Source organism: Streptococcus oralis (assembly GCF_023110055.1).
GTDB classification, from domain to species: domain Bacteria; phylum Bacillota; class Bacilli; order Lactobacillales; family Streptococcaceae; genus Streptococcus; species Streptococcus oralis_BY.
In genome coordinates this window covers 66,214-78,596 of the sequence record NZ_JALDVG010000003.1, presented here as the reverse complement: position 1 = coordinate 78,596, position 12,383 = coordinate 66,214, and the positions used below count along the sequence as shown (strand labels likewise).

Annotated in this window: 9 protein-coding genes; 2 read left to right on the top strand and 7 right to left on the bottom strand. The window is 41.7% G+C overall.

What is annotated here, in order from left to right; genetic code table 11:
- Positions 1-46 precede the first annotated feature (46 nt).
- Together M1G01_RS08840 and strH are read left to right on the top strand one after the other, a co-directional pair.
- Positions 47-763 carry a GntR family transcriptional regulator gene (locus M1G01_RS08840; protein ID WP_001007181.1) on the top strand — a complete coding sequence of 239 codons (717 nt, stop codon included), beginning with the start codon at positions 47-49 and terminating at the stop codon, positions 761-763.
- A gap of 302 nt (positions 764-1,065) precedes the next feature.
- Positions 1,066-4,821: a family 20 glycosylhydrolase gene (strH, locus tag M1G01_RS08835; RefSeq protein WP_247931649.1), complete on the top strand. Its 3,756-nt coding sequence runs from the start codon at positions 1,066-1,068 to the stop codon at positions 4,819-4,821.
- A 57-nt stretch (positions 4,822-4,878) separates the two neighbouring features.
- Here the strand turns inward: strH and purB are convergent, their stop codons facing one another.
- The 7 genes from purB to purD all read right to left on the bottom strand — a co-directional run bounded on the left by purB (position 4,879) and on the right by purD (position 12,242).
- Positions 4,879-6,177, bottom strand: a complete 1,299-nt coding sequence (purB, locus tag M1G01_RS08830) for an adenylosuccinate lyase (RefSeq protein WP_247931648.1) — start codon at positions 6,175-6,177, stop codon at positions 4,879-4,881.
- A 38-nt stretch (positions 6,178-6,215) separates the two neighbouring features.
- Positions 6,216-7,454 carry a GIY-YIG nuclease family protein gene (locus M1G01_RS08825; RefSeq protein WP_084943989.1) on the bottom strand — a complete coding sequence of 413 codons (1,239 nt, stop codon included), beginning with the start codon at positions 7,452-7,454 and terminating at the stop codon, positions 6,216-6,218.
- A 9-nt stretch (positions 7,455-7,463) separates the two neighbouring features.
- Positions 7,464-7,691, bottom strand: a complete 228-nt coding sequence (locus tag M1G01_RS08820) for a phosphoribosylaminoimidazole carboxylase (RefSeq protein ID WP_084943990.1) — start codon at positions 7,689-7,691, stop codon at positions 7,464-7,466.
- A 200-nt stretch (positions 7,692-7,891) separates the two neighbouring features.
- Positions 7,892-9,223 (bottom strand): hypothetical protein, encoded by a 1,332-nt coding sequence (locus M1G01_RS08815; RefSeq protein ID WP_247931647.1) that lies wholly within the window; start codon positions 9,221-9,223, stop codon positions 7,892-7,894.
- 3 nt (positions 9,224-9,226) lie between these two features.
- Positions 9,227-10,315, bottom strand: a complete 1,089-nt coding sequence (gene purK, locus M1G01_RS08810) for a 5-(carboxyamino)imidazole ribonucleotide synthase (protein WP_084943992.1) — start codon at positions 10,313-10,315, stop codon at positions 9,227-9,229.
- Positions 10,302-10,793, bottom strand: coding sequence for a 5-(carboxyamino)imidazole ribonucleotide mutase (gene purE, locus M1G01_RS08805; protein WP_247931646.1), 492 nt, complete (start codon positions 10,791-10,793; stop codon positions 10,302-10,304). The genes purK and purE overlap by 14 nt, the downstream gene beginning before the upstream one ends.
- Positions 10,794-10,979: 186 nt before the next feature.
- A complete protein-coding gene (purD, locus tag M1G01_RS08800) occupies positions 10,980-12,242 on the bottom strand; it encodes a phosphoribosylamine--glycine ligase (protein WP_247931645.1) in 1,263 nt (420 codons plus the stop codon).
- Positions 12,243-12,383: the final 141 nt, after the last annotated feature.

Sequence of the window (12,383 nt, the reverse complement as noted above, 5' to 3'; positions counted from 1 at the left end):
TTTGTGGTAAAATCAAAATTGGAGAAAGAGAATCGAGGTGAAATTTATGGCTATTCCTAAATACCAATATATTAAAGATGAATTAAAAAACAAAATCATCTCTGGTCAATTTGCAAGTGGAGATAAATTTTATACAGAAGCCGAATTGATCGCGATGTACGATGTGAGTTCAATCACAGTTGTTCGTGCCTTGAATGACCTTGCTAAAGACGGCTACATTGTCCGCCAACAAGGTAAAGGTACTTTCGTTTCACGTGCCCGTAAGCACAAACTCGTTGAGTTTTCAGATGTCGAAATCTTTGAAACAAAAGACGATAAAGTTACTGTCCTTTCTATCGAGCGCGGAAACAAACTTGAATATTTAGATAAACTTGGACTACGTGGAGATCAATTCTACTATAAGATTGAACGTATTCGTCAGACAAACGATGTGACATACATCTACCACACATCTTATATTCCTGAGCAATACATCAATGCCAACTATCCAAATCTTGACTATTATAGCTCTATCTATACACGTTTCAAATTGGATTACCGCATTCACATGAGTGATGAACATTTTGAGGAAATCAACGAAATCGCATTCCCAACTCCAGAGCATGCTGCTTCTGTACTCGGAATCGATACACAATTCCCAACTGTCTTCCAAACGAAGACTACAAAACTTGAGGCCACTGGCCAAGTCCTTGCCTATAGTGAAACTTATAAGCGAGCAGACTACTACAAAATCAAATTCATCTCATGTAACCGAGGTCATTAAGAAAAAGCCTGAGCCTAGCTCAGGCTTTTTCTATATTCATTATAGCACGAGAAAGAAGTTGTGAAAACGCTATGAAGGGCTCTTATTTAATTAGTAGCATTTTTACTAAAAACAAGGTAAAATTTCGTTTGGTTTTTCCTCGGCTTTATCCCTTATTAGCAAATTTCTCCTAAATCTTATGATTTCCTCTATTTATTATAGTTCTTATATAAACCCACTTGACATTTTACTCCTTAGATAATAAAATAAAATTGGTTTTATGTAAACGCTATCATATATGATAATAACAAGGAGGTTTTGTCATGAAACTAGAAAAGAAACAGCGCTTCTCCATCCGTAAATACGCGGTTGGGGCAGCTTCTGTACTTATAGGATTTGCTTTTAGCGCCCAAGTCGTATCTGCCGACGGGATTACTCCAGCTCCAACAGCTGAAGAAACTGTCCAAACGATTCAGGAGAGTCCTCAAGCAGTCAAAGAAGCTGTAGACTCCAAGGTTCCAGAAAAACTGGAAGAAAAGGCTGGCAAGCCTGTAAAAGAGGAGGTCAAAGAAGACAAGGAGGCTCCTCGAACAGTTGCTCCAAAAACAGAAGAGTCAAGCGCACCAGTTGTGACAGAAAATGCTAGTCCAACTCCTACTGCCGAGAAAGAAAGCCCTGCCCCAGCTGAGACTCCTGCCGAAAGTACTCCTTCAGAAAAGAAAAATGAAGCCGTCACACCTGCAGTAGCCACTCCTAGCATGGAACGAGCAACTCAGGTAAATGAAAAACTGGCAAAACGAAAAATGATCTCAATCGACGCTGGACGCAAGTACTTCTCTCCAGACCAACTCAAAGAAATCATCGACAAAGCCAAACACTACGGTTATACTGATCTTCATCTACTAGTTGGAAATGACGGCATGCGTTTCATGCTGGACGACATGACGATCAAAGCCAATGGCAAAACCTATGCAAGTGACGATGTCAAACGTGCACTTGAAAACGGAACCGATGCCTACTACAAGGATCCAAACGGCAACCATTTGACAGAAAGTCAGATGACGGACTTGATCAACTATGCTAAAAACAAAGGCATTGGTCTCATCCCAACTGTAAACAGCCCTGGTCACATGGATGCGATTTTGCATGCCATGAAAGAACTAGGCATCCAAAAACCGAACTTCAACTACTTTGGTAAGGAATCTGCTCGTACCGTTGACCTTGATAACAAGGAGGCTGTTGCATTTACCAAAGCTCTGATCGACAAGTATGCTGCTTACTTCGCTGGCAAATCTGACATCTTCAACATCGGGCTAGACGAGTACGCCAATGATGCTACAGATGCTAAAGGCTGGAGCGTTCTTCAAGCCTATAAATGGTATCCAGAAGATGGATTCCCAGACAAGGGTTATGAGAAATTTATCGCCTACGCCAATGACCTTGCTCGCATCGTCAAATCTCACGGTCTCAAACCAATGGCCTTTAACGATGGTATCTACTACAATAGCGACACTAGCTTTGGAACCTTTGACAAAGACATCATCGTTTCTATGTGGACTGGTGGATGGGGCGGATACGACGTCGCTTCTTCTAAACTTCTAGTTGAAAAAGGCCACCAAATCCTTAATACCAACGATGCTTGGTACTACGTCCTCGGACGAAATGCCGATGGCCAAGGCTGGTACAACCTCGACCAAGGACTCAATGGTATCAAGAACACTCCAATCACTTCTGTACCAAAATCTGATGGGGCTACTATCCCGTTCATCGGGGGTATGGTAGCTGCTTGGGCGGATACCCCATCTGCACGCTATTCACCATCACGCCTCTTCAAACTCATGCGTAGCTTCGCAAATGCCAATGCTGAATACTTCGCAGCTGACTATGAGTCTGCTGAGCAAGCTCTGAAAGAAGTCCCAACAGACCTTAACCGCTATACTGCAGAAAGTGTCGCAGCTGTCAAAGAAGCTGAAAAAGCCATTCGCTCACTCGATAGCAACCTCAGTCGCGCCCAACAAGACACCATTGATCAAGCAATCGCGAAACTCCAAGAAGCTGTCAGCAATTTGACCTTCACACCAGAAGCTCAAAAAGAAGAAGACGCAAAACGTGAAGTTGAAAAACTTGCCAAGAACAAGGTAATCTCCATCGATGCCGGACGTAAGTACTTCACGCTCGACCAACTCAAACGCATCGTAGACAAGGCGAGCGAGCTCGGCTACTCTGATGTGCACCTTCTCCTAGGAAATGACGGACTTCGCTTCCTCCTTGATGACATGACCATCACAGCTAACGGCAAAACTTATGCAAGTGACGATGTCAAGAAGGCCATTATCGAAGGAACAAAAGCTTACTACGATGATCCAAACGGAACCACTCTTAGTCAAGCTGAAATCACTGAATTGATCGAGTACGCAAAATCAAAAGGCCTCGGACTCATCCCAGCAATCAACAGCCCAGGTCACATGGATGCCATGCTCGTTGCTATGGAAAAACTTGGAATCAAGAATCCTCAAGCCAACTTTGACAAGGTATCCAAAACAACCATGGACCTTGAAAACGAAGAGGCGATGAACTTTGTCAAAGCCCTCATCGGCAAGTACATGGACTTCTTTGCAGGCAAGACAAAGATCTTCAACTACGGTACAGACGAATATGCCAATGATGCTACCAACGCCCAAGGCTGGTACTACCTCAAATGGTATGGACTCTATGGCAAGTTTGCTGAGTACTCTAACACCCTTGCTGCCATGGCCAAAGAAAGAGGCCTTCAGCCAATGGCTTTCAACGATGGTTTCTACTACGAGGACAAGGATGATGTTGAGTTTGACAAGGATGTCATCATCTCTTACTGGTCTAAGGGATGGTGGGGTTACAACCTTGCGACGCCTCAGTACCTAGCAAGCAAAGGCTATAAACTCCTCAACACAAACGGAGACTGGTACTACGTCCTAGGCAATCACAAACCAGACGAAGCCTACCCACTATCAAAGGCGATTGAAAACTCTGGCAAAGTGCCATTTAACCAGCTTGCATCTACCAAGTATCCAGAAGTAGACCTTCCAACCGTCGGAAGCATGCTTGCTATCTGGGCAGACAAACCAAGTGCTGAGTACAAGGAAGAAGAAATCTTTGAACTCATGACTGCCTTTGCAGACCATAACAAAGACTACTTCCGCGCTAACTACAATGCACTCCGTGAGGAACTTGCTCAAATCCCTACTAACTTGGAGGGATACAGCAAGGAAAGCTTGGATGCTCTAAATGCAGCTAAAGAAGCTCTCAACTACAACCTCAACCGTAACAAACAAGCCGAGTTAGACGCTCTTGTTGCTAAACTCAAAGCAGCCCGCCTAGGCCTTAAACCAGCAGCAACCCACTCAGGAAGCCTCGATGAAAACGAACTAGCTGCCAATGTTGAAACCAAACCGGAACTCATCACAAGAGCAGAAAAGATTCCATTTGAAGTTATCAAGAAGGAAAATCCGAACCTCCCAGCTGGTCAGAAAAAGATTATCACACCTGGTGTAGAGGGCGAACGCACTCATTACATCTCTGTCCTTACTGAAAATGGGAAACAAACAGAAACGGTTCTAGATAGCCAAGTAACCAAAGAACCTGTGACCCAAGTGGTTGAAATCGGCGCCCCTATTACGCACAAAGGGGATGAACACGGTCTTGCTCCAGCCGCAGAGGCAAAACCAAGACTGGACATCCAAGAGGAAGAGATTCCGTTCACTACCGTAACACGTGAAAATCCACAATTACCTCTCGGACAAACGCAAGTCGTCGTTGCTGGTGTAAATGGTCGCCGTACGATTTTCTACTCTGTGAGCACTAGTGCTGATGGAAAAGAAGAAAGAACGCTTGTCAATAGCGTGGTAACACAGGAAACGGTCACTCAAGTTGTTGAAGTCGGCACTGCCGTTGAGAAAGCTGAGCAAACTGCACCAACTACTGCCAAAGCAGATGAAAAACAACTCCCTGCAACAGGAAGTCAAGATTCTGCAGGCTTGGTCGCAGCAGGCCTCATGGCGACTCTAGCAGCCTACGGACTGACTAAGAGAAAAGAAGACTAAGATTCTTCTAGGAGAATACGAAAAAGCGAGATTGAATCTCGCTTTTTATTGTTAGGATTAATCACCAAGTCCTATACGTTCAAAGATTTCATCCACTCGTTTGGTGTAGTAAGTTGGATTGAAGATTTCATCGATTTCTTCTTGGGTCAGGCGTGATGTTACTTCTGGATCTGCTTCGAGAAGTGGTTTGAAGTCTACTTGGTTATCCCACGAGTAAGCAGTTTTCGGTTGAACAAGGTCGTAAGCTTGCTCACGGGTCATGCCTTTTTCAATCAAGGTCAACATGGCACGTTGGCTAAAGATAAGACCAAAAGTCGAGTTCATGTTGCGAATCATATTTTCTGGGAAGACGGTCAAGTTCTTGACGATATTGCCAAAACGGTTGAGCATATAGTCAATCAAGATGGTCGTATCTGGCGTGATGATACGCTCAGCTGACGAGTGAGAGATATCACGTTCGTGCCAGAGAGCAACATTCTCATAGGCCGTAATCATGTGACCACGGATAACACGCGCAAGACCTGTCATATTTTCAGAACCGATAGGATTGCGTTTGTGGGGCATTGCTGAAGACCCTTTTTGACCTTTGGCAAAGAACTCTTCCACTTCACGTTGTTCTGATTTTTGAAGACCACGGATTTCAGTTGCCATACGTTCAATAGATGTTGCGATGCTAGCAAGAACTGCAAAGTACTCAGCGTGAAGGTCACGAGGAAGCACCTGTGTAGAGATTTCTTGAGCACGGATACCCAGCTTGTCGCAGACGTATTTTTCAACGAATGGCGGGATGTTGGCAAAGTTACCAACCGCTCCGGAAATCTTACCAGCTTCCACACCAGCAGCCGCATGCTCGAAACGCTCGATGTTGCGCTTCATTTCGCTGTACCAAGTTGCCAATTTAAGACCAAAGGTTGTAGGCTCAGCGTGCACCCCGTGGGTACGACCCATCATGATAGTGAACTTGTGCTCCTTAGCCTTGTCAGCGATGATGTTGGTGAAGTTTTCAAGATCACGACGGATGATGTCGTTGGCTTGCTTGTAAAGGTAACCGTAGGCAGTATCCACCACGTCAGTAGAAGTCAAGCCATAGTGGACCCACTTGCGCTCCTCACCAAGCGTCTCAGAAACCGCACGTGTGAAGGCCACCACATCGTGGCGAGTCTCCTGCTCAATCTCCAAAATACGGTCGATGTCAAAGTCTGCTTTTTCACGGATCAAAGCCACATCTTCCTTAGGGATTTCTCCCAACTCAGCCCATGCCTCGTCAGCCAAGATTTCCACCTCAAGCCAAGCACGGTATTTATTTTCTTCAGTCCAAATGTTCGCCATTTCAGGGCGACTATATCTATCAATCATGTTTAATTTTCCTTTCTTTTTTAAAAAAATTAGAAATATTATCTACTTCTATTCAAAAGATCTTTAGCTTTCTCTAATCTCAATTGCCAACTTGCTTTTTTATCTTCTTGTGAACTCCTTAGGATCGCTTCTTCTAAAATTAAAATCTCATCTGCATATTGTTTCAAACTACGAAAAGTTTTTGAATATTCATTATATAAGGCTGGTGCGTCATATCCTAAAGCTCGAGCTCTATCATATAAAGCTATAGCCTGCTCTATTTCACCTTGTTTTCTTAGTTTTTGACCTTTCTGAAACAAAGGAAAGCCTTGGTCAAATGCCTTATCAAAATCATTCAAATTCTTAATTTTCTCAATTGGAATTCTATTATATGAACTACGTAAAGAATTAAAACTATACGATAAATCCTCATGACTTGGTAAACTTAATTGTTTTAAATATTTCCATACATCCATTAAATGATAACATGGGATTTTGCAACCAATTCTTTCCTCTGCATTTTTCATATTTACTTCATAATTGACAACAGAGTCATCAGATAGATAAATCCAAGAAGTAACTGATTTAGCAAAGCGAGTTTTCAAAATAGTTGAATTAATTTGTTTTAACCATCTTTGGACATCTGATAAATATTTATTGAATTCTCCCCCGTAAACAATTGTAGCCTCTTGTTGTGAAATACTTCCTTCAACAAAATACACCTTTTGTAGCATAGCTAGTTCAACTTCATCAAAAGCCTTGTGCTGAACTTTAAAATAATGTTCATCTATTTCACTTGCAAATAGTACAGGCGAGGTCTCAAATTTATAAGGTGGCGTTGACAAAGCAGGTCCGTATCCATTATCACGTTTAGTATCAAACGGTATAATTCTATTTGTTAATCTATGCGTTGTTTCATTTAAGATTCTTTTGATTTCTGTAGACTCGTACTCAAGGGCCTCTTCTTCTGATAAATTATCTTTTAGAATTTCTATAACTGTCTCATACTGAGCTCTTATTTTCTCTGCTTCGTACGCTCTATCGTGTTTACTGTGTGCTCTATCGCCTTTCCCTTTACCAATATAGAATATTTCTCCAGTATCCTTGATTTTCCAAGCATAAACATAATACTCGTTATTAAAAGAAGTTATCGGATTGTTTCTGTCCGTTTCTTCAATTTGAATATTATTTCTATACAATGGAGAAAAAGAATTTTTTGACTCACAAGCAAAACAAGTACCTTCTTGATTGACTCTTAAGAATATTCCTTTTTTCCCACAAACTACACACTTAGCCATTATTTTTTCTCACTCAAATTCTTCTTTCCCAATCCACACAGATGGATAATGATCCAGTGTATTTAAATCTGTATCCAGAGGTAGATCATAGATGGCTAAATAGTTTTCAGGATATTGTGCAACTAGCTCTTCATACTTAGCTTTCACTTTTTCGTGATTACTACTAGCATACAAGACTTCGACGACTGCTCCTGTCTTGTCTTTTTCGATAAATGCGTTGACAATGATTTGAATCATAGTAATCGATAAAGCCCGGAGTCCGTATCCAGTTTAGAAGATACGGGGACCTTGTTCCTTTCTGTTTAAAATATTTATTGCAGAATATATTAGTTAAGCTAGATAACATATCTCTCTCAGTTTTTATACTTTCCATATGAGTAAAGACTTTATATATTACTTAATCAAATACCGAGTATGCCATTTCATTCTTTATCTGATCAAATTAGACTATATTTTTTGTTAATTTCTTTTAACTGCTCTTGCATTTGTCGTTCAGTATGCCAAGCATCACCACTATAATCATCCATCATTAACTTTTCATAATGTTTAATAAACTCTTTAACATTATCATATTGTCTTAAGTTAGAATCTTCCGATACCCTATATGTAATATAAGCTACATAGTTTATATAAGAACGAAATTTTAAATAATCAAATGTTGATGTTGAGTGGCGTTTTTGCCCTGTAGATGTCATTGTATAATAATATAAGTGGCTGATTCTATCTAATATTTTTTCAAAAAACAAAGTGTTGCTTTGTAAAAAACGACTTTCACAGAAATCGACATCTAGCAATCTTGAATCAGTTTGTTTTAATAGAAAAAGCAACGTATTTATCAATGTATCTGGATTTGCATCACTAAAAATTTCATCGATAAATTTCCAGAAGTTATTAGAAAACTCCTCACAAAAATACCTGAATTGATAATTTTTTTTCAAAATCTCTAAACTAGTAAAAAGTTTAATCATTTCATTATGAAAATTATATTTACCAGTACATATATATAAATAAATTTCTTCTTCTTCAGAAAAACTTTTACTTATTTGTTTTGAGTATTTATTGTCTTGAAAGACCTTTGATAAAAAATCTATGATGATGTTTGGATACTCTTCATTGTAATCAGAACCAATCAAATATTTTTTTATTAGACTTTTAATAACAATACTCTTATTATCAATCGAAAAGTTATCAAACTGGTCAAATAAGTCATCTAAATCATCTAAATATTTTGAGTCATTATTCGAATACTTAACTACTTTATCTAATTCATCTAGCCAAGCATCTATCGTCCCATTTATTACAAAATATGGATAAATATACTGGATTTCATTCCACAACTCCAATACAGTTGACTCAGATATTAATCTATCCTTAGCGTGAGCAGCATTGTTTCTGAGAACTCTCATATGCGAACATTTTTGTTTTATTTTATCAGGTAATCTAAATACATTATTAGTATCTTTAGCTTGGATTAATATCTCATTAACCGTTTGTTCCCACTCATCTTCATTTTGAAGGGATTTAATCTTCTCCTCCCATCGAGCCTCTTTTATATCCTGTTTATTTTCAGGACAATCGGACATAAAATTAGATGGGGTCCCCCGATAATCAATAGCCAATTTTGCAATATATTTATGATTTGCAAGATAAGAAAAAATATACGAAGCCTTATATGCTTCAACCTGATAGCACTTCAATGACTCTTGATATAGTTCGTCATCTTCAAAACCATTATCTATTAACCATTTTTTAAATTCTCTTACTTCCATTTTCTAATCAATCCCTTTCCCAAACTCTTCAACCTCTTCCGGCACACTACTAAACAAAGTCACATGTCCCATCTTGCGGTTGTGCTTCGCTTCTATTTTACCATACATATGGAGGTGGACGCTTGGATTTTCTGCGACATACTTTTCAGCAGCCTCGACGTGTTGGCCGAGGACGTTGAGCATGACTGCAGGCGCATGCAATTTGATAGCTGGCAATGGTGCTCCGAGAACACCCAAGATATGGGTGTCAAACTGGGAGAAGTCACAGGCTTCGATGGAATAGTGCCCAGAGTTGTGTGGACGTGGGGCGATTTCATTGACAATGATGTCGTCAGCAGTCGCAAACATTTCCACGCACAGCGTTCCAGACAAGTTGAGTTGCTCAGCGATTCTCACGGCCATGGCTTTGGCTTTCTCAGCTAAACTTTCAGAAATTCGAGCAGGCACAATGGTTTTTGAAAGAATGTTGTTTCGGTGAATATTTTCCTGAACTGGGAAAACCGTAACATCCTTGCCATTCCCTGATACAATGACAGAAATTTCAAGGTCAAAGTTGACGAATTCTTCCAAGACACAGTCTGCTGAGTCTGCTAGCGCATAGGCTTCTGCCAAATCTGCTTCTGAGCGAATGACTTTTTGTCCATGCCCATCGTAGCCACCTGTCGCGGTCTTGAGGACATAGTTTTTAGACAGGTCCATATCTGCCAAATCTTGGCTTGAGATCACAACCTTGTAAGGTGCCACAGTGACTTGAGCCTTGTTTGAGAGAAAGTCCTTTTCAAAGATGCGATTTTGGGAGATGCGAAGCAGGTCGGTTCCTTGAGGAAGTTGACCATCCTTGATGACAGCATCCAAACCGTCAGCATCGACATTTTCAAACTCATAGGTGAGGACATCGCAACGCTCAGCCAACTGACGCAGAGCATCCACGTCATTATAAGGCGCCACAATGATTTCCGCTACGCGAGATGCTGGACAATCAGCCGCAGGATCCAGCGCGATAACCTTGTGGCCCATGTAGATAGCAGAAATGGCCATCATTTGACCCAGCTGGCCGCCACCGATAATTCCGATTGTTTTAGATGAGCTCATTTGACGACTCCTCTGCGATTTTTCCTTGTTCTTCTGCAAAATCTGCCAAAGCTGTCGCGATAGCCTGATTCTCTACTGAAAGGAGACGGAGGGCAAAGAGAGCCGCATTTGTCGCACCTGCTTCACCGATAGCCATAGTTGCGACTGGTACTCCACCTGGCATCTGAACGATGGAATAGAGTGAATCCACGCCACTAAGAGCGCGCGACTTGACCGGTACCCCGATAACAGGCAGAGTGGTTTTTGCTGCGACCATTCCTGGTAAATGGGCTGCGCCTCCAGCACCTGCAATAATGACCTTGATGCCTCGGCTACGAGCCTCCTCCGCATGTCTGAACATGAGATCTGGTGTGCGGTGAGCAGAGACAACTTTCTTTTCGTAGGCTACACCGAAGCGATCTAGGACTTCAGCGGTTTTTTGCATGGTTGCCCAGTCGGATTTTGAGCCCATGATGATGGAAATAATTGGTTTAGTCATAATTTTTCCTTTTTCTTCTTTTTTTATAATGGTCTTAGGTGATGGGGACGGAAGCAAATCTTCGGTTTCATTCCTAAAATTTGAGCCTAAGGTCTCAAATTTTCCCTAGACCAGAACAGAAATTGTTCTGGTCTTTTCACCACGGCGACCATTATCGGGTTTGGCGACTCAGTCGCTTTTGAAATTTTATTTGTTCGCCTTGCTTCCGATATCTGTTCGGTAGAAAAGGCCTTCTGTGTTTTGTTTGTTGAGTTCCTTGTAAATAATGTTTTGGGCTTCTTTGACGGTGTCTGCTGTTGTGACGAGCATGTAGACACGTCCACCGTTTGAGAGGAGACCTTGCCCGTTTTCAGCGAATTTGGCACCGGCATAGTAAGTGATGATATCGCCTTCTGTCTTGGTAGGAAGCTTGACACCTTTCTCATAAGCGAGTGGGTAGCCATTTGAAGCTACAACCACGCCCAGTGTCACACCCTTGTTCGTCCAGGTGATGGCTGGCTCTTGACCATCCAAAATGTCCGTGATATTTTGCGCGAAGTCAGATGTCAAACGAGGTAAGATAATTTGCGTTTCAGGATCTCCAAAACGAGCGTTAAACTCTATGACCTTAGGTCCGTCTGCTGTTAAAATAAGCCCTGCGTAAAGGACACCAAGATAAGGGCGGTCTTCTTGGATCATCCCTTCAAGAACTGGCTTAACAATGGTCTCCACTGCTGTGTCAACCACACTCTGTGGCAAGTGAGGAACTGGCGCATAGGCACCCATCCCACCAGTATTAGGGCCCTTGTCGCCGTCGTAAGCACGTTTGTGATCCTGAGCCGTCGGCATGATGTAGAACTTGTCCCCATTGACAAAGGCAAAGAGAGAGAACTCTTCTCCGTCAAGGAATTCCTCGATAACCACACGCGCGCCTGAGTCACCGAACTTATTATCCAAAAGCATCTCATGAGCGGCTTCGACCGCTTGCTCAACCGTTTCAGCTACGACAACACCTTTCCCAAGTGCCAAACCATCTGCCTTGACAACGATAGGAGCGCCTTTCTCCTCGATATAAGCCTTGGCCTCCTTGAAATCTGAAAATGTGCCATAGGCTGCTGTCGGTACACCGTATTTGACCATGATTTCCTTGGCAAAATCCTTGGACCATTCCAGCTCCGCTGCAGCCCTAGTCGGACCAAAAGCCTTGAGGCCTGCTGCATTGAAACCATCCACTATTCCGGCGGCAAGAGCATCATCCGGCCCAATGAAGGTCCAAGCGATATCGTTGACCTCTGCAAATTCAATTAACTTAGAATGTTCGGAAATAGATATATTTACCAAATCAAGTCCATCTAAGGTCATCCCGTCATTCCCAGGTGCCACAAAAACTTGCTTAACGTCTTTAGACTCCAATAACTTCTTAGCAATCGCATGTTCACGACCACCTGAACCGACAACCAACAGTTTCATCTCTTAACCTCTTTTGCGAATTATTTATTAAAATTATACCACAAATGTTCGTTTTAATCTAATTTTTTAAAAATAGATTAAAACAATTTTGAACTCAGCATTCTTGTCTTATGTAATATTTTGGGAAAAATACTAACTCCT

Coding starts and splice junctions, on each gene's coding strand:
- M1G01_RS08840 (WP_001007181.1), top strand. CDS start 47: ATGGCTATTCCTAAATACCAATATATTAAAGATGAATTAAAAAACAAA.
- strH (WP_247931649.1), top strand. CDS start 1,066: ATGAAACTAGAAAAGAAACAGCGCTTCTCCATCCGTAAATACGCGGTT.
- purB (WP_247931648.1), bottom strand. CDS start 6,177: ATGATTGATAGATATAGTCGCCCTGAAATGGCGAACATTTGGACTGAA.
- M1G01_RS08825 (WP_084943989.1), bottom strand. CDS start 7,454: ATGGCTAAGTGTGTAGTTTGTGGGAAAAAAGGAATATTCTTAAGAGTC.
- M1G01_RS08820 (WP_084943990.1), bottom strand. CDS start 7,691: ATGATTCAAATCATTGTCAACGCATTTATCGAAAAAGACAAGACAGGA.
- M1G01_RS08815 (WP_247931647.1), bottom strand. CDS start 9,223: ATGGAAGTAAGAGAATTTAAAAAATGGTTAATAGATAATGGTTTTGAA.
- purK (WP_084943992.1), bottom strand. CDS start 10,315: ATGAGCTCATCTAAAACAATCGGAATTATCGGTGGCGGCCAGCTGGGT.
- purE (WP_247931646.1), bottom strand. CDS start 10,793: ATGACTAAACCAATTATTTCCATCATCATGGGCTCAAAATCCGACTGG.
- purD (WP_247931645.1), bottom strand. CDS start 12,242: ATGAAACTGTTGGTTGTCGGTTCAGGTGGTCGTGAACATGCGATTGCT.